Here is an 18,116-nt window from a genome sequence, read left to right on the forward strand (position 1 = left end):
TCAGCATCTCTTTCAAAACAGCGTGTTAATCGGCGCTCTCCGGCTCCGGTCCGCGCGTCTTGCCCGTCGGCGGCTTGAGCTTGACCACCCGGCCGCTACGCGCCGACTCATAGATCGCATCCATGATGCGCTGGTCCTGCAACCCCTCCTCGCCCGGCGTGTGCACGTCCTTGTTTTGCTGGATGCAGCTGGCGAAGTGGTCGATCATCAGCGTGAACTGGTTGGTCTTGCCGGCCGGGATCTCGGTGGTCTGGTCCTTGCCGTCGACCACGCGCGTGATCCGCAGCTTGTTGCCGTGATAGGCGTAGGCAGGATCCATGTCGGCCCACGCTTCAAATCCATTCAGGCGGAACATCTGCGACTTGTGCGCCGAATAGCTGGTGCTGCAGGTGGCCGAAAAGCCGCTGGGAAAGCGCAGGACGAACTGGCACGATTCTTCGACTTCGCGAAAGCGCGCATCGCCTGGCGTCGACCAGATGCTGCCGAATACCTCGGTCGGTTCTTCGCCGCTGAGAAAGCGCGCGGCATTGATGCAATAGATGCCGATGTCCGGCAGCGCGCCGCCGCCCGCCATCGCCTTCTTGAGGCGCCAGTGCTGCGGGTCGCCCATATTCTGCGAGTTGACCGAGTTAAATTCCTTCAGCGCGCCCAGCTTTTTGTCGCGGACCATTTTGATCAACGTGCGATCGAGCGCTTCGTACTGGCTGCGGTAGGCGATCATCAGCTGGCGCCCGGCCTTGCGGCAAGCATCGATCATCTGACGGCACTCGGCGGCGCTGTTGGCCATCGGCTTTTCGCACAGCACGTGCTTGCCGGCACGCGCTGCGCGCACGGTGTACTCCAGATGCAGATGGTTGGGCAGCGCGATGTAGACGCTTTTCACGTCGGCCATCTGGGCCAGCTTGTCGTAGTCCTTGTAGTCGAGCACTGCGCTCTCGGGGATGTTGTACTGGCGGGCGACCTTCAGCCCTTTGTCACGGTCCCCTGTGACCAGCGCCACGACTTTTGCATGCTTGCTTCGCTGGAAGGCCGGCAGCATCTCGTCGATGGCGATGCGGCCCAAGCCGACCACGGCGACGCCTATGCGCTCATCCCACGAATCGCCCGGCGGCTCGGTCTTCTCGGGCTTTTCGGACTTGTCGAAGATGGGCGGAAAGCTGACCCGGTTCTGTTCGCTGGCCGCGGCCTGCAGCGCTGGCGTGGACAGGGCGGCCATGGTACCGACATAGCGCAGAAAATCGCGGCGCGGCGGCTGATCGTGCTTCATGAGGATTCCTTTCGCGTAGAGGGAATGGATCCTCGCATGCGATTCGGAACAGCAGCGCTCGCTTGCCGGGAAGAAAACCGAGCGCAGCTGGATGAGCGTTGTCAGCGCACACCGGCGTCAGTTATCGGGTGGCGCGCCCACGATCAATATTTTTTGCAATGTCGCTTCCAGTGACAGCAGTGAAAATGGTTTTTGAATGAACGCGTCGATTGGCGGCGCAGAATATTCGGGCAGCTCGACCGCCGCGGCCATGATCACTTTCAAATGAGGCTGGATCTTCTTTGCATCGATCGCATAGCTCGGCTCGCCAAGCAATGTAGCGCCCGGGCTGATCATCATTGCGTCAAACACCATCACCTCAAGCATTTTGAGGCCTCGTATGGGTGACGATGCACCCAGGCCCGAGTGGCCCAGTGCCTTCAGCAGATCGAGAATGGTCTCGCGCATGAGAAGGTCTCGTTCAACGATCAAGACATAGCATCGCATGAATCGGCTTTCTTGATGAGTTGTGGTCGAGCTTACTCTCATGGCGCGCAAAAAACGGTCGATCTCAGAATATAAGCAAGTTTTCCTTTCTGGCCGCATCATGCGGCCGGCAATAACCCGCGTCGTGTGCGATACCCGCTGCGCGCCCGTCCGCCTCGATGGTCACGGTCACCGTGAACTGATTACCCCATTGCAGCTTGTAATAGCTGGCCCTGGGCCAGGATGGAGGTGCAAAGTCAAGGACGATGCGTGCGGCGGTGATGTCCGCGAACGGGATACGCGAGCACTCCGCCAGCGTTGCAAGGAGCCGGCAATAGCGCTCGAACACATCTGAACATTGTGCAGACGAAGGCTGCGTGGATGACGTCAGCAAGTCCAGTACGACTGTGGTCTGGCCATGCTGATCGGCCAGTGAACGCAGTTTGCCAATCGCCCAATGGCCATCCAGGTCATTGTTCCGGCTAATGAATGAACCGCACAAACCATTGGCGATATTCGTCAGGCGTTTCTTTGCTGGCATCCGTGCACCCTCTCAGTTGGATCGAAGGGGCGTCAGCCCCTGATCAGTTATGAATGTACTTGGTGTACACGTCGCTGAAATCGCGCTTGGTGTAGGTATCGAGCATCGCGGTATTCAACGCCGTCAGCAATTCGTCAAATTGACTCACGAGTCCACCGGCACCCGGCGCGATGTTGAGCTTGTGCACCGATGCAGTGGCGTCCAGCGTGCGCAGCGCGTTATTGCGGCATACCGCATCGCGTTGCTGCTGCTTGCCGATCGAGATCAAGGCTTTATAAATGTCCTTGAGCTGTTCGATGAACGCTTTCTTGACGTCGATGGAGAACGCCGTGTCGTCCAGATTGAATTTGAGCTCGATATCCATATCCAGCGTGCCGGCTGTTTCGATGGTCACGTCGGTAATCTGGTGCGACGCGTAATCGTAGCGCTTGATCGCGCGCTTCGACGAAATGGCCGAGTCGCCATCCACATGAATCAGGCCAAGATTGGTAAAGCAGTATTCGTCTTTCTTGCTTTTGATGAGAAAGAAGATCTGCTCGCCGTCTTCGGTGAACAGGTAGTCATCCGCATCGACATTGCCGTAGTCGGCCGGGCCGACAATGACGCCGATATCGCTGATGCCGAGTGCTTCTGCCGCCATACGCTTGAACATGATCGCCTTCCTGAGTGGTGAGAAAAAAAAAGATACATTACCACCGTTTATTCGGGCACCCCGAGAATCACACTCGACGCCTTGAACAAGGCGGTTGCAGCCAGCCCTTCCGCCAGCCCCAGCGTATCGACACTCTCGCTGGTCACGGTCGCGGCGACCGTGCCGCCACCGCCCAGTGCAATCACGACCTCGGCATTAACGGCACCGCGTGTCAGGCGCGCGACGGTACCGGCCAGCTGGTTGCGCGCCGACAGCCGCACGCCCTCGCCGGCCATCATGACGATCACCGAGGATGACTTGATCAGTGCAAACACTTGCCGGCCCGGCGCCAGCGCCAGGTTGTCGGTGCTCTCGCGCGTGACGATCGCGACGATCTTCTGCCCGCCGGCGATGGCAAGTTCGATCTCGTCATTGACCGCGCCCGGTACCACGCGCGTGACCGTGCCAAAGAACTGATTACGTGCGCTCGTTCGCATCTTGAACCTCGTGAATAGGGCGACATCGTCGGCCACGCCCTCTGCCTGCCGATTGAGCCGTTCCAGAAAATCATGGTGCAGTTGCTCGACCATGGTGAAGTTCTCGACCAGTTGCGCGCCGCGCGCCGTCAGCCGCGTGCCGCCACCGCCCTTGCCGCCCGTCGAGCGCTGCACGAGCGGTTCGCCGGCCAGGTTGTTCATCGTGTCGATCGCTTCCCACGCCGCCTTGTAGCTCAAGCCGACCTGTTTTGCGGCCGCCGTAATCGATCCGCATTGCGCAAGCGCCGCCAGCAAGCCGACCCGGTTCGTGCCGCCGAGCTGCTCGCCACCGACCGTCATCCAGACGGTGCCCTCGAGAGCGATGTGCCTGTCATCCATGTGCGCTCCAGAATCCGTTATATACTTGCGACTATAGCGCTTTTTACGACTCGAGGACGACATGAAATTCTTTGCCAGTGTGCTTGCCGTGGTGACCTGCCTGGGAACGGCCCATGCTGGCGAAGTCCAGGTGGCGGTGGCCGCCAATTTCGCCGGCCCGATGGAAAAGCTGGCCTCGCAATTCCAGAAGGACACGGGCCACAAGGCCGTCGTCGCCAGTGGCGCCACCGGCAAATTCTATGCGCAGATCCGCAACGGCGCGCCGTTCGAGGTGCTGCTGTCGGCCGATGATGAAACGCCGGCGCGGCTGGAAGCCGAAGGCCAGGTCGTCGCCAAGAGCCGCTTCACCTACGCGGTCGGGCGCCTCGTGCTGTGGTCGGCCAAGGCCAACTACGTCGATGCGGGCGGCGCCGTGCTCAAGACGGGCGACTTCACGCACCTGGCCATCGCCAACCCAAAGACGGCCCCGTACGGCGCGGCGGCAGTCGCCGTCATCGACAAGCTGGACTTGACCGCGCGCCTGCAACCACGCCTGGTCCAGGGCGAAAACATCGCGCAAGCCTTCCAGTTCGCCAGCACGGGCAACGCCGAACTGGGCTTCGTGGCGCAGGCGCAGGTCTGGCGCGATGGTAAATTCACGGCCGGCTCGGGCTGGATCGTCCCCGCGGCGATGCATGCGCCGATCCGCCAGGATGCCGCGCTGCTGACCCGCGGCGCGAAGAACCCGGCCGCGCAGGCGCTGCTGGATTATCTGCGCAGCGACAAGGCCAAAGCGCTGATCCGCGCCTACGGCTACGAAGTCTAGGCACATGCTGGACGCGTCCGACTTCGCCGCGATCTGGCTGACGCTCAAGCTTGCGACCCTCGTCACGCTGCTGTTGCTGCTGTTTGGCACGCCGCTGGCATGGTGGCTGGCGCGCACCCGCTCGCGCGCCAAGCGCGTCGTCGGCGCGCTCGTCGCCCTGCCCCTCGTGCTGCCCCCGACCGTGATCGGCTTCTACCTGCTGCTGGCGATGGGGCCGAACGGCCCGCTCGGGCAGCTCACCGGCGCGCTGGGCCTGGGTACGCTTGCCTTCACCTTCACGGGCCTCGTGATCGCGTCGGTGTTTTATTCGCTGCCCTTCGTCGTGCAGCCCCTGCAGAATGCTTTCGAAGCCATTGGTGAACGCCCGCTCGAAGTGGCCGCCACGCTGCGCGCCGGGCCATGGGACACCTTCTGGTCGGTGGTCGTGCCGCTGGCGCGCCCCGGCTTCGTCACCGGTGCGATCCTGGGCTTTGCGCACACGATCGGCGAATTTGGGGTCGTGCTCATGATCGGCGGGAACATCCCCGACAAGACGCGCGTTGTTTCCACCCAAATCTACGATCACGTCGAAGCGATGGAGTATGCGCAGGCCCACTGGCTGGCCGGCGGCATGCTGGTGTTCAGCTTTGTCGTGCTGCTCACCTTGTACACGCTGTATCCGCAGTCGATGCGGGGGACGCAGCGATGACGCCCATCTCGCTCGCATGCCGGATCGACCGCGGCGCGTTCAATCTCGATGTCGACCTGGCCCTGCCCGGGCGCGGCGTGACCGCGCTGTTCGGGCACTCGGGCTCCGGCAAGACCACGCTATTGCGCGTGCTGGCGGGCCTGGAGCGCGTGGCCGGCGCCCGCGTCGCGCTGGGCGACGAGGTGTGGCAGGACGACGCGCGCAAGGTGTTCGTGCCGACCCACGAACGCGGCATCGGCTATGTGTTCCAGGAAGCGAGCCTGTTCCCGCACCTCTCCGTGCGCGCCAATCTCGAGTTTGGACGCAAGCGCCTCAAGCCCGCCGAGCGCCGCTTCGACCTGATGGCGGTGGCCGAGCTGCTCGGCATCGAACGGCTGCTCGATGCCAGCCCCGCCACGCTATCAGGCGGCGAGCGCCAGCGCGCGGCCATTGCGCGCACGCTGCTCGCCTCCCCCCGCCTGCTGTTGATGGACGAGCCGCTCGCTGCGCTCGACATGCGGCGCAAACTCGAAATCCTGCCCTACCTCGAACGCCTGCACGACGAACTGGCGTTGCCGGTCGTGTATGTCAGCCACGCGGCCGACGAAGTGGCGCGCCTGGCCGATCATCTGGTGGTGCTGGAAGAAGGCCGGGTGCTGGCCAGCGGCCCGTTGGCCGCGACGCTCGCGCGGCTGGACCTGGCGGCAAATTTTCAGGACGACGCCGGCGTGATGATCGAGACCACGCTGCAAGCGCACGATGACGATGGCCTGTCGCACCTGGCATTTGCCGGCGGCGTGCTGCTGGTGGGCCAGCGTAACGCCGCCGTCGGCACCCGCGTACGCTGCCGCATTCACGCTCGCGATGTGAGCCTGGCGCTGGAACGGCCACGCGGCAGCAGCATCACGAACATCCTGCCGGCGCGGGTCGACGCCGTGGGTCCGAGCGGGACGCCTGGCCAGGTGCTGGTGCGCCTGCTGGTTGGTGACACGGCGCTGCTGGCGCGGATCACGGAGCGTTCGCGGCGCGAACTGGCGATCGCGCCGGGATGCGCGCTGTGGGCGCAGGTGAAGGCCGTGGCGCTGCTGGCCTGAACCTGAACCGGGTTAGCCCCGGAGCGCCGCTTCCAGATCCGACAACTCGGCCGGCTTGACCAGATGCGCATCGAACCCGGCCTCGTGCGCGCGGCGGCGGTCTTCCGGCGAGCCGTAGCCCGTATGCGCCACGAGGCGGATATGCGCCAGTTGCGGATTGCTCTTGATGCGGCGCGCGACCTGATAACCATCCACGCCCGGCAAGCCGATATCGAGCACGATCACGTGCGGCTCGTGGCGCGCGGCCAGCTCTTCGATCTCGTTGGCGTCGGCCGTGGTATGCGCCTCGTAGCCCATCTCGGCCAGCAGGAAGCCCATCATCTCCATCGCATCGACGTTGTCGTCCACCAGCAGCACGCGCATGCCGCCGCTCTGCGACTCGGGGGTTGGTTGCGTTGCCGCCGCATCGTCCGCGCCGGCCCCGACATGCAGCAGCGGCAGGTCGACGGTGAACGTGCTGCCAAGGCCGATGCCGTCGCTGGTGGCCGACAGGTGGCCGCCATGCAGTTCGAGCAGGTGCGACACCAGCGACAGGCCGATGCCCAGGCCTTCCGGCGCGCGGTCGGGCGGCACCTCGACCTGGGTGAACATGCCGAAGATGCGCGGCAGGTTGTCCTTGGCGATGCCGATGCCGTTGTCGCGCACCGAAATGCACACGCGCGCACTGTCGGTAACGCGCACGGCCAGGTGGATTTCGCCACCGGTGGGCGTGAACTTGGCGGCGTTGTGCAGCAGGTTGCCGACCGACTGGGCCAGGCGCACCGGGTCGCCCGAGACCCAGATCTGGTGGTCCGGCTGCTCGACGCTCAGGTGGTGCCCGCGCGCGTTGATCAAAGGCGCGGCCGTCTCGATGGCCTGGGCGATCACGCCGTTGATGTCGACTTCTTCATTGCGCAGCACGATTTTTCCTTCGGAGATGCGGGCCACGTCCAGCAGGTCGTCGACCAGGTGCGCCAGGTGATCGACCTGGCGCGTGATCACGTCGCGTGCATGCGCCTGGCGCTCGGCCGCCCCTTCGCCGATGGCGCCCAGCAGCGCGGCCGCGTTGCGGATCGGGCTCAGGGGATTGCGCAGCTCGTGCGCCAGCGTCGCCAGAAACTGGTTCTTGTTGCTGTCGGCGGCGCGCAGCAGCGCCTCCATTTCGCGCCGGCCCGTGATGTCGCTGGTGACGCGCGCCACCCGCACCACCTGGCCGCGCGCATCGCGCACCGGGAACACGCGGTCGCGTACCCAGCGCACCTGGCCGTCGGCGCCGGCGATGCGGAACTCGTCGTCATAGTGGGCTTCAAATGCCACGCGCTCCCAGCGCGCGGCCATGCGCGCGCGGTCGTCCTGGTGCACGGCGGCGAGCCAGTCATCGGGCTGCTGGCCCAGCGCTTCGGCGCTGCGGCCCCACACGGTGGCATACGCCGGGCTGACATACACCACCTCACGCGCCGGCACCGAGAACATCCAGAACACGTCGTCGATATTGTCGGTCAGCTGGCGGAAGCGTTCTTCGCTGTCACGCAGGTCGACCTGGATCTGACGCATGCGCAGCAGCGCGTTGACGTTGGCGATCAGTTCATCGGCCTCGATCGGCGCGGCCAGGTAGTTGTCAGCGCCGCCTTCCAGGCCGCGGATCTTGTCGGCGCGGCCCGTCAGCGCGGCCGATGTCTGCAGCACCAGCACCGTGCTGCTGTCCGATTCGGCCTTGATGCGGCGGCACACTTCGATGCCGTTGATGTCGGGCAGCTTCACGTCCAGCAGCACCAGCGCGGGCAATGTGTTGCGCACGATTTCCAGCGCGTCCGTGCCGTTGGCCGCTTCCAGCACCTCGAAGCCGGCGCTTTGCAGGATGCGGGTCTTGGCGTAGCGGGCGCCGTCGTTGTCGTCAACGTTGAGAATCTGGGTCGGATGGGAGTTCATGATCCTGTGGTGTCAAATGCTGATGGCGTCGGCGCCAGGCTGCGCGGCAGGGTCAGCGTGAAGGTCGAACCGACACCGACGGTGCTGGCCACGTCGACGCGCCCGCCAAGCAGCTCGGCCAGCTTGCGGCACAGGGGCAGACCGAGACCGGTGCCCTTGCTGCGCCGTTGCAGCGGATGCTCGATCTGGCTGAATTCTTCAAAAATGAGTTGCAGGTTCTCGTGGCTGATGCCGATGCCGGTATCGGCCACGGCAAAGGCGATCGTGTCTGCCTCGGGATCATGCGCGGCAAACACCAGCACCGAGCCCTGCTCGGTGAATTTCAGCGCGTTTGAAATGAAGTTGCGCAGGATCTGCGAAATCTTGCCTTCGTCGGAATACAGAGGCTCGGTCACGCCGGACGGTTCGAACACCAGTTCGACGCGCGCCTCGTCCACCAGCGGACGCAGCATCCCCTTGAGCGCGCGGAACAGGTTCTCGACCACGACCGGCTCGACCTCTACCCGCACCCGCCCCGCTTCGATCTTGGCCAGGTCGAGCAGGTCATTCACCAGCTCGGACAAATCGTTGGCCGCGGTGGCGATGAAGCTCACCTGGCGCTCCTGCTCTTCGGTCAGATCGCCATCCATCCGGTTGAGCAGCAACTGGGCCAGCGCGCGGATCGACGACAGCGGCGTGCGCAGTTCGTGGCTCGTGTTGGACAGGAAGCGCGACTTCATTTCGTCGGCGCGGCGCAGGCGCTCGGCCTTGTCCTCGATCTCGGCGTACAGCGCCACGATGCCGCGGTTGGTGTCCTCCAGCTCGCGCGTGAGCGACATCAGGTCTTCCTGACGTTCGCGCAGCTCGGCCAGTGTCGACAGCAGCTCCTGGTTCTGCATCTGCAGCTCGTGCAGGGGGCTGGCGTCCGGGCTGTCGGCCAGGCGCGCGCCGATTTCAGCCAGCCGCGCCGGCGTGATGCGCTCGTGCGCCGGCAGCGCCTTGCGCACCGTGACATTGGCCGCGCCGGTTTCACCGGGGTCGACTTCGCACGCGTCCATCAGGCGATGGGCGGTAATGATCGCCAGTTCGCGCAGCGACTCGGGGCCTATTTCGCCGAACGTGGCGTCGCCCGCACGGCCGTTGCGCGGCCGCCCGGCGCTGACCAGCACTTCGAGATGCTGGCGCCCGTCGCGTTCGCACAGCTGGAACACGGCGCGCCCGCCGGGGCCCTGGTAGCTGGCGCCGCGCGCCACTTCGGACACCGCCGTGCCGACCCGCACCTGGTCCTGCTGCGACAATCCCAGCATGGCCGAGATCTGGCGCGCACGCTGGCGCACCAGCACCACATCCTGCTCGCTGTCCAGGCCAACGCTGAGGATGCGCAGGGATGTCATGCGAGGCCCGCTGCCCGGCGCACGACGACGACCATGGCGTCGTCGCGCCCACGAATGAAGTCGCGCATCAGCACGGCGGCGATCAGCGCCGGCGCGCGCCCGTGCAGGCCCGGATACTTGTGCAGATCCCACTGGGTCTGGATACCGTCCGAGCACAGGATGCACAGTGCCCCGGGCGGAAACGGCACCGAAAACTCCTGCACCTTGCGCATATTGGCGCCGACGATGCCGTTGTGCGAGACCAACGCGCGCCGGTCGTCATCGATCACGACGCCAGCAATATTGCCCACACCGGCGAAACTCAGTTCATCCTTGTAGAAGTCGACGCGCGCCGCCGCCAGCGCGGCGCCGCGTGTGCCGCGCAATGCTTCGTGCGCCACGTGCACCATCTCGCCGGCGCCGACCGGGCCGCGCTCGGCCAGCGCATCGATCGCCGCATTCGTGGCGGCCGCCGCATTCGGGCCGTGGCCCAGGCCATCGCACGCCAGGATGGTCGCGCCGTCGTCGCCGCACGAGACGGCCCAGCCGTCGCCGCATTCGTCTTCGCCGGCAATCGGCGCCCACAGCGCGCCCACTTCCACACCGCTGGGGTGCGGGGCCGGCTCGTCGCGCCACAGACGCATGAAGAACGCGGTGCCTTCGTCGCGCCGTGTGTAGACGTCGAATTCGTCGGACAGGCGCAGCAGCGCGCCCAGGCCGGTGCCGGCGGTGCCGGCGCTCGAGACGCCATCGAGCAGGCAGTTGTCGATGTCGGCGATACCGGGGCCCTTGTCGAGCGCCAGCACGTCCACGCCGATGCCGGCCGGCGACTGCGCCGGCCCGACGTGCATCGCACCTTCGCCGGCGTGCTTGAGGATATTGGTGGCCGCTTCGGTGATGATCAGGGCCAGCTGGCCGGCCTTGACTTCATTAAAGCCCAGCGAGTCGGCCACCTTCTGGCCGGCGCGGCGCACGGCCGCGACATCGCTGGCATGGGTGAGGTTGAAGACGAAGTGCGACGACTGAGAACTGATCAGCGTTTCCATTTGATAATCAGCACCGCGGTGCCCTCCTTCGGACGGCTGTCGATGTCGAATTCGTCGACCAGCCGCTTGGAGCCGCCCAGGCCGAGGCCCAGGCCGCCGCCAGTGGTGAAACCGTCACGCAGTGCGCTCTCGATATTCGGGATGCCCTGGCCGGCGTCGACGAACAACAGCCCGACGCCAAGGCGCGCGCCGTCGTCGAAGGCATCGAGATGCACCTCGCCGCCGCCGCCGTATTTGATGGTATTGCGTGCGAGTTCACTGGCCGCCGTCACCAGCTTGGTCTGGTCGACCAGCGAGAGACCGATCGCCACTGCGCGTTCGCGCACCTGCTTGCGCACGCCCACCACGTCTTCATCCGAGCGCAGGCGCAAGGTCACGCGGCCGGTACGCTGCGCGCGGCGATGCTCCAGCAACGGTGTCTCGAACAGCACCGTCTGGGTTTGCGCGTCGACCATTATCGATAGCTCTTTCCGAGCAGGGCCATGCCCTTCTCGACATTGAGCGCCGTCTGAACGCCATGCAGAGTCAATCCGAGTTCGACGAGCGTGATCGCCACTGCCGGCTGCATGCCCACCACCACGGTGCGTGCATCGAGCACGCGCGCCATGGCGGCGGTATTGCTGATCATGCGGCCGATGAAAGAGTCGACCAGGTCGAGCGCCGAGATGTCGATCAGGACACCCTTGGCGCTGTCGCTGACGATGCGCTGGGTCAGGTCGTCCTGCAGCTGCATCGCCAGGCGGTCATGCATGTCGACCTGGATCGTCACCAGCAACAGGTCGCCCATGCGCAGGATCGGGATACGTTCCATAGTACTCGCCTCAGGCTGCGTTCTTGATCATGATCGACGCGCCGGTGCGCTCGAGCGCGACCAGGAAGGCGTCGGCCAGCGTGGCCTTGGTGATCACGTCTTCCAGGTTCACGCCCAGGTGCACGATGGTTTGCGCGATCTGTGGCCGGATGCCGCTGATGATGCAGTCGGCGCCCATCAGGCGCGCGGCCGCGATGGTTTTCATCAGGTGCTGGGCGACGAGCGTGTCGACGGTCGGCACACCGGTGATGTCGATGATGGCGATGATGGCGCCCGTGTCGACGATCTTTTGCAGGATGTTTTCCATCACCACCTGGGTGCGGGCCGAATCGAGGGTGCCGATCAGCGGCAGCGCCAAGATGCCGTTCCACAGCTTGACCACAGGCGTGGACAGCTCGAGCAGTTCCTGCTGCTGGCGCACGATGATCTGGTCCTTGGTCTTCTGAAACACTTCGATCGTGTACAGGCCCAGCTTGTCGATCAGCGTGTTGACGGTCCACGAAGCGATCGCCAGGCCATCGGCATCGGTCTCGAACACGTCGCGCAGGCGCGCGAACAGCGGCTGCTTGAGCGAGAACACGAGCGTTGCCGTTTCGGCCGGGGTGGAGCCAGCCTTGGCGCGGGTGGCCGAGATTTCGCTGAGCAGGTCACGCACTTCGTCCCACGAACGGTGCTCGATGTTCTCGAGTTCACCGCTGCGGGTCGCGACAGCGAACGCTTTGAGCAGCTGCTGGCAATGGGCGCGCAACTGCTCGCGCGCCGCGCCGCTGCTGCGCACCGTGATCGACTCCAGCTGGGCGAGCCATTCTGCGCCAATACCCGATTCTTCTGCAAGAATCGCCTGGCTGATCCGGTCCGCATATTCGTTCATGCTCATCTGTCGTGTCCTCAAATATTAGGTGGCGCCGCACAATATCCCGCTCATTCCGGGCTGCTGTGGCAGAGTGCTGGTAAAAATCCAACTATACCATTTCCGATGTAGACAATCCTCCTTGTTCTGTTGGCTAGAGGATATTTTTGCGCACCCCGCGCACTCTTGCGCGATGGGCCCATTCATACAGCACAGGCAGCAATAACAGGGTCAGCACGGTCGACGACAACACCCCGCCGATGACCACCGTGGCGAGCGGGCGCTGGACCTCGGCGCCGGTGCCCGTCGCCAGCGCCATCGGCACGAAGCCCAGCGACGCCACCAGCGCCGTCATCAGCACCGGCCGCAGGCGCGCCAGGGCGCCATCGCGCACTGCCTCGGGTAGCGCCACCCCCTCCTCGCGCAGGCTGCGGATGAACGCGATCAGCACCAGGCCATTGAGCACCGCCACACCGGAGAGCGCGATGAAGCCCACCGCCGCCGACATCGACAGCGGGATGCCGCGCGCCCACAGCGCGGCCACGCCGCCGGCCAGCGCGAACGGAATGCCGGTGAACACCAGCAGGCCATCGCGCAGGTTGTTGAAGACCAGGTACAGCAGCACGAACACCAGCAGCAGCGAGGCCGGCACGATCAGGCGCAGACGCTCGGCGGCGGCTGTCAGGTTCTCGAACTGGCCGCCCCAGGCCGTCCAGTAGCCGGGCGCAATGCGAACATCTTGCGCGATACGCGCCTGCGCCGCCGCGACGAACGAGCCGATGTCGCGCCCGCGCACGTTGGCGGTGATGACCACGCGGCGCTTGCCCTCTTCGCGACTGAGCTGGTTCGGGCCCGGTGCGACGTCGAAGGTCGCGATTTCACCCAGCGTGATGAAGCTGTGCCCGCCCTCCTTCGTGCCAGGCAAGGCCACCGGCAGCCGGCGCAGCGCGTCGATGTCGGAGCGCCTGTCTTCCGGCAGGCGCACGACGATGTCGAAGCGGCGGTCACCTTCGAACAGCGTGCCGGCCACGCGCCCGGCGGTGGCGGTCGCGATCATTTCCTGCACGTCACCGATGTTCAGGCCCATGCGCGCGGCGCGCTCGCGGTCGACCCGGATCTGCAGGATCGGCAGGCCGGACGTCGCCTCGACCTGCACCTCGGCGGCGCCAGGCACCGTGCGCAGGCTGGCCGCAATCTGGCCGGCGGTCGCTTCCAGCACCGCCAGGTCGTCGCCGAACAGCTTGACGGCGACGTCGCTGCGCACGCCCGAAATCAGCTCGTTCACGCGCAGCTGGATCGGCTGGCTGAATTCGTAGCTGTTGCCGGGCAGGCGTTCGAGCGCCGTGCGGATCGCCTCTTGCACAGCGGCGCGCGAACGCCTCGGCTTGGGCCACGCGGATTCGGGCTTGAAGATGATGAAGCTGTCGGCCACGCTGGGCGGCATCGGGTCGGACGCGATTTCGGCTGTGCCGATGCGCGCAAACACGCGCGCGATCTCGGGCACCTCGCGCATCAGCGTCGTCTCGATCTGCTGCTGCATCCTGACCGACTGGGTCAGGCTCGTGCCCGGCACACGCACCGTCAGCACGGCCATGTCGCCCTCGTCGAGATTCGGTGCGAATTCGGTGCCCAGGCGCGTGGCCATCAGCACCGCCAGCGCGATCACCAGGCCAGCAAACACCAGCACCACGGCGCGGTTGGCCAGCGCGTAATCGAGTGCGGGCGCGTACCAGCGGCGCGCGGCCAGCATGACGCGGCTGTCCTTTTCGTCGACCTTGCGGCCGATGAACAGCGCCACGGCGGCCGGCACGAACGTCACCGACAGGATCATCGCGCCCAGCAGCGCGAACACCACCGTGAACGCCATCGGGTGGAACATCTTGCCCTCGATGCCGGTGAGCGCAAAGATCGGCAGATACACGATCATGATGATCAACTGGCCATAGATCAGGGGCCGCCTGGCTTCGCGCGCGGCGGCGAAGACTTCGGCAAAGCGCTCTTCGCGGCTCAGGAGGCGCCCGAGCCGGTGCTGGGCGCCAGCCAGCCGGCGCACGCAGTTCTCGACGATGACGACGGCGCCGTCGACGATGATGCCGAAATCGAGCGCACCGAGGCTGAGCAGATTGGCGCTGACGCCGCCGGCCACCATGCCGGAGAACGTAAACAGCATCGCCAGCGGAATCACCAGCGCGGTCAGCAACGCCGCGCGCAGATTACCCAGAAAGAAAAACAGCACGGCGATGACGAGGATCGCGCCCTCGACGAGGTTCTTGCGCACGGTGGCAATCGCCTTCTCGACCAGCACCGTGCGGTCATACACGGTGACCGCCTTGACGCCCTTCGGCAGACTGCGGTTGATCTCGAGCATGCGCGCGTCGACCGCCTGCGCCACCTTGCGGCTGTTCTCGCCGATCAGCATGACGACGGTGCCCAGCACCACCTCGACGCCGTTCTCCGTCGCCGCGCCAGTGCGCAGCTCGCGCCCGATGCCCACTTCGGCGACATCGCGCACGCGCACGGGAATCCCGTTGACGCTGGTGACGACGATATTGCCGATGTCATCGATCGACGCGGCCTGGCCCGGTGCGCGCACCAGGTACTGCTCGCCCTCGCGCTCGATGTAGCCGGCGCCGACATTGCTGTTGTTGCGCTCGAGCGCATGCACGATGTCGATCAGTTCCAGCCCGTACGACGACAGCGTGGCCGTGTTCGGGGCCACCAGGTATTCCTTGTCGAAGCCGCCGATGGAATTGATGTCGGTCACGCCCGGCACCGTGCGCAGTTGCGGCTTGATGATCCAGTCCTGGATCTCGCGCAGGTCGGTCGGCGTGTAGGGCGTGCCATCGGGCTTTTTCGCCCCCGGCTCGCTCTCGACGGTCCACTGGTAGATTTCACTCAGGCCCGTGGCGATCGGGCCCAGCGCCGGCACCACGCCGGCCGGCAGATTCTCGCGCGCATCCTGCAGGCGCTGGCTCACGAGCTGGCGCGCAAAGTGGATGTCGGTGCCCTCGTCGAACACCACCGTCACCTGCGACAGGCCGTAGCGCGACAGCGAGCGGTAGGTTTCCAGGTGCGGCAGACCGGCCAGCACCGCCTCGACCGGGTAGGTGATGCGCTGCTCGACCTCGAGCGGCGAGTAGCCTGGCACTGCCGTGTTGATCTGCACCTGGACGTTGGTCACGTCGGGCACGGCGTCGATCGGCAGGCGGCCGTAGTTGTAGATGCCGATGGCGGCCATCGCCAGCACGGCCAGCAGCACGAGCCAGCGCCGTTCGATACTGAGCGCAATGAGGCGGTCGAACCAGGTGGAAGCTTGCAGGTCAGTGTTCATGGCTGGCCTCACCCTTGCCCTGTTCGGCTTTGATCGTGAAGCTGCCGCTGGCGGCGTAGGTGTCGCCGGGATTCAGGCCGGCCGTGATCTCGATGAAGCGGCCGTCCGCACGCCCGGTGCTGACAGGCTGCGCGATGAAGCCTTCCTTGACGCGCTTGTAGACCACCTGCCGGGTATCGACGGTCTGGATCGCTTCGCGCGCGACGGCCACCGGCACGTCGCTCGAACCAGTGACGATGTCGACGTTTACGGCCAGGCCTGGCCGCCACGCAGCGCCCGGATTGGCCAGCACCACGCGCGCCTTGGCCGAACGCGACGCCTCGCCCACCAGCGAACTGACAAAACTCACTTTGCCGGGCGCCGTCGTATCCGAGGCAATCGACCGGATCACGGCGCTCGTGCCGACGCGCACGATGTCCAGGTCGCGCGCTGGCACCACCACATCGGCCCATACGGTCGACAGATCGGTCAGCGTGAACACGCGCGTATCGGCGCCCACCACTTCGCCCAGCGTGATGTGCTTTTCGACGATGATGCCGTCGAACGGGGCGCGGATGGCGAGCAGGTTCGAGCCGCCGCCACCGGCGGCGCCCAGCGCCTGCAACTGCTGGCGCACGGTGTCGCGCGCGACTTCGGCCTCGACCAGTTCCTGCTCGGCTTTCAGCAGATCCTGGCGCGCCGTGATCTTTTCTTCCCACAGCGTGCGCTCGGTCGCAACAATCCTGCGCGCATAGTCGACGCGCTTTTGCGCCGCCGTCAGCGCGCCGCGCTGGCCGGCGATGTCGGCGCTGGCGATGCTGGCCAGTACCTGGTCTTTGCGCACCTGCTGTCCCAGGTCGGCGCTGACGTCGCGCACCGAGCCGGCCGCGCGCGGCGTCACGTGGGCGGTGCGGTCTTCGTTCAGCGCAATCTGGCCCGGCATGCGGATGAAGGTGTCCAGGTGCTTCGGGCCAGCTGTGGCAACCGTGATGCCGGCCACGGTGATCTGGTTCGGCGTGAAGTGAATGACGCCGTCGTCGGCGTGCGCCCCTTCTTTTTCTTCGGCGTGCTCGCCCTGTTCGGCGTGTTCGTCATGCTCATCGCCTGCCGGCTGCGCGCGGTCGCGCAGCATGACAAAGGCGGCAAGCGCCAGCGCGATGGCCAGCATGATGACGATGATGCGGGTTTGCTGCTTGTTCATGGGTTCTCCTGCACGGCTGCTTGTCCCAGCAGGCGTGCGATATCGGCCTGCGCGCGATGGCTCTCGGCGACGGCATTGAGGTATTGGTAGGTGGATTGCGCCAGCACGCGCTGGGCGTCGAGCACGTCGATCAGGCCGAACTTGCCAAGCTCGAAGCCGCGGCTAGCAGCGCGCTGCGCGTCCTGCGCACCGGGCAGGATGTCGGTCGCGATCAGCGCGCATTCGGCCAGCGCTGTAGCAAGGCGCGCATGGGCCTGACCCAGTTCGGCGCGCAGGCGGGCAGCTTGCGCGGCCTGTTCGTCCTGCGCCTTGTCGACGCGGCGCAGCGCATCGAGGACGGCGCCGTCGTTGCGATTGAACAGCGGCAGCGGCACCGACAGGCCCAGCACGGTGCGGTTGCGGGCATCCGGCCCTTCGCGCTGGGCGCCGACGATCATGCTCACGTCCGGCGTGCGGCGCGCCTGTTCGAGCCGGGCCAGCGCCTGGCGGTGCTTCAGGTGTGCGCCGGCCTGGCGCATGCCGGGCGCGGCGTCCAGTTGCGCCAGCAAGCGGTCGAGCGGCAGCAGCACGGGCAGCGTGACGGTGTCCGGCTCGACGACCACGAGTCCGCGCGCGTCACCCGCCCATAGCGCTGCGAGCTGGATCCGCGAGGCTTCCAGCGCGCGCGCCGCCTGCAGCGCCTCGATGCGCGCTCCCCCCTGCGCCACGCGGGCGCGGGTCTGCTCGACGGGCGACAAGGTGCCGGCATCGACCCGCTTGCCAGCAGCCTCCAGCGCGCGGCCCGCGAGATGCACCAGTTCCTGCGACATGCGTTCGCGCGCCAGCGCAGCCACGACGTCGTGGAACGCAGCAATCACGTCAGCGCGCACGCGCGCCTGCTCGGCGTTCAGCGCCAGCGCCGCCAGCTGGCCTTCCTGGCGCGCCGCATCGATGCGCGCGGCCCGCTTGCCGCCCAGCTCCACCGGAATGGTCAACAGCGCGGTGGTCGTGCGGCTGTCGCCCCGCGTGCCCTCGCGCAGCAGCTCGAGTTCGGGATTCGGGCGCGCCCCGGCCTGGGCTAGTGAGCCCTGTTGCGCGGCGACCTCATGGCCGGCCGCGCGCAGCGTCGGGTTCAAACGCAGGGCCAGCGCGATGGCGGCGTCGAGCGTCAAGGGCTGCATGCTGGTTGAGATGGGCGCGGCATGGACTGCAGGTGGCAGGCCAATGGAGGCCAGCGCGCTGGCCAAGGCGAACGCCGCCAGCGGCGGTGTCAAACGGTGTTTCATGATGGTGCTCCGAACGGGTGAATGTCCG

17 protein-coding genes are annotated in these 18,116 nt (G+C 66.0%); 3 read left to right on the top strand and 14 right to left on the bottom strand.

Annotation, left to right across the window (positions count from 1 at the left end; translation table 11 throughout):
- Positions 1–25: 25 nt before the first annotated feature.
- The 5 genes from NX775_RS04630 to NX775_RS04650 form a co-directional block, all read right to left on the bottom strand.
- A complete protein-coding gene (locus NX775_RS04630; RefSeq protein WP_258834915.1) occupies positions 26–1,267 on the bottom strand; it encodes a Gfo/Idh/MocA family protein in 1,242 nt (413 codons plus the stop codon).
- A 117-nt stretch (positions 1,268–1,384) separates the two neighbouring features.
- A complete protein-coding gene (locus NX775_RS04635; protein ID WP_258834916.1) occupies positions 1,385–1,714 on the bottom strand; it encodes a DNA-binding transcriptional response regulator in 330 nt (109 codons plus the stop codon).
- A 103-nt stretch (positions 1,715–1,817) separates the two neighbouring features.
- Positions 1,818–2,273: a hypothetical protein gene (locus NX775_RS04640; RefSeq protein ID WP_258834917.1), complete on the bottom strand. Its 456-nt coding sequence runs from the start codon at positions 2,271–2,273 to the stop codon at positions 1,818–1,820.
- Between the two features lie 43 nt (positions 2,274–2,316).
- Positions 2,317–2,925 (bottom strand): PH domain-containing protein, encoded by a 609-nt coding sequence (locus NX775_RS04645; protein WP_258834918.1) that lies wholly within the window; start codon positions 2,923–2,925, stop codon positions 2,317–2,319.
- 47 nt (positions 2,926–2,972) lie between these two features.
- Entirely contained in the window at positions 2,973–3,779 is an 807-nt protein-coding gene (locus tag NX775_RS04650) for a TOBE domain-containing protein (protein WP_258834919.1), read from the bottom strand.
- 61 nt (positions 3,780–3,840) lie between these two features.
- Between NX775_RS04650 and modA the strand changes: the two genes are divergently transcribed.
- From modA to modC, 3 genes are read left to right on the top strand one after another with little or no spacing between them, the layout of a single operon-like run.
- Positions 3,841–4,584: a molybdate ABC transporter substrate-binding protein gene (gene modA / locus NX775_RS04655; RefSeq protein WP_258834920.1), complete on the top strand. Its 744-nt coding sequence runs from the start codon at positions 3,841–3,843 to the stop codon at positions 4,582–4,584.
- Between the two features lie 4 nt (positions 4,585–4,588).
- Positions 4,589–5,272 carry a molybdate ABC transporter permease subunit gene (modB, locus tag NX775_RS04660; protein WP_258834921.1) on the top strand — a complete coding sequence of 228 codons (684 nt, stop codon included), beginning with the start codon at positions 4,589–4,591 and terminating at the stop codon, positions 5,270–5,272.
- On the top strand, positions 5,269–6,345 hold the full coding sequence (modC, locus tag NX775_RS04665; protein ID WP_258834922.1) for a molybdenum ABC transporter ATP-binding protein: 1,077 nt from the start codon (positions 5,269–5,271) through the stop codon (positions 6,343–6,345). Before modB ends, modC begins: the two co-directional genes overlap by 4 nt.
- A 12-nt stretch (positions 6,346–6,357) precedes the next feature.
- On the opposite strand, the gene NX775_RS04670 is transcribed toward modC, so the two are convergent.
- The 9 genes from NX775_RS04670 to NX775_RS04710 form a co-directional block, all read right to left on the bottom strand.
- Complete coding sequence (locus NX775_RS04670) at positions 6,358–8,253, bottom strand: ATP-binding response regulator (protein ID WP_258834923.1); 1,896 nt, start codon at positions 8,251–8,253, stop codon at positions 6,358–6,360.
- A complete protein-coding gene (locus tag NX775_RS04675; protein WP_258834924.1) occupies positions 8,250–9,626 on the bottom strand; it encodes an ATP-binding protein in 1,377 nt (458 codons plus the stop codon). Before NX775_RS04675 ends, NX775_RS04670 begins: the two co-directional genes overlap by 4 nt.
- On the bottom strand, positions 9,623–10,651 hold the full coding sequence (locus NX775_RS04680; protein ID WP_258834925.1) for an ATP-binding SpoIIE family protein phosphatase: 1,029 nt from the start codon (positions 10,649–10,651) through the stop codon (positions 9,623–9,625). Before NX775_RS04680 ends, NX775_RS04675 begins: the two co-directional genes overlap by 4 nt.
- Positions 10,639–11,106 carry an anti-sigma regulatory factor gene (locus NX775_RS04685; RefSeq protein WP_183555341.1) on the bottom strand — a complete coding sequence of 156 codons (468 nt, stop codon included), beginning with the start codon at positions 11,104–11,106 and terminating at the stop codon, positions 10,639–10,641. The genes NX775_RS04680 and NX775_RS04685 overlap by 13 nt, the downstream gene beginning before the upstream one ends.
- Positions 11,106–11,462, bottom strand: coding sequence for an STAS domain-containing protein (locus tag NX775_RS04690; protein ID WP_183555342.1), 357 nt, complete (start codon positions 11,460–11,462; stop codon positions 11,106–11,108). Before NX775_RS04690 ends, NX775_RS04685 begins: the two co-directional genes overlap by 1 nt.
- Positions 11,463–11,472: 10 nt before the next feature.
- Complete coding sequence (locus NX775_RS04695) at positions 11,473–12,339, bottom strand: STAS domain-containing protein (protein WP_258834926.1); 867 nt, start codon at positions 12,337–12,339, stop codon at positions 11,473–11,475.
- Between the two features lie 127 nt (positions 12,340–12,466).
- Complete coding sequence (locus tag NX775_RS04700; RefSeq protein ID WP_258834927.1) at positions 12,467–15,643, bottom strand: efflux RND transporter permease subunit; 3,177 nt, start codon at positions 15,641–15,643, stop codon at positions 12,467–12,469.
- Entirely contained in the window at positions 15,633–16,823 is a 1,191-nt protein-coding gene (locus NX775_RS04705) for an efflux RND transporter periplasmic adaptor subunit (RefSeq protein WP_258834928.1), read from the bottom strand. The genes NX775_RS04700 and NX775_RS04705 overlap by 11 nt, the downstream gene beginning before the upstream one ends.
- Positions 16,820–18,088 carry a TolC family protein gene (locus NX775_RS04710; RefSeq protein WP_258834929.1) on the bottom strand — a complete coding sequence of 423 codons (1,269 nt, stop codon included), beginning with the start codon at positions 18,086–18,088 and terminating at the stop codon, positions 16,820–16,822. The genes NX775_RS04705 and NX775_RS04710 overlap by 4 nt, the downstream gene beginning before the upstream one ends.
- Positions 18,089–18,116 lie beyond the last annotated feature (28 nt).

The organism is Massilia aurea, assembly GCF_024753205.1.
GTDB lineage: Bacteria > Pseudomonadota > Gammaproteobacteria > Burkholderiales > Burkholderiaceae_D > Telluria > Telluria aurea.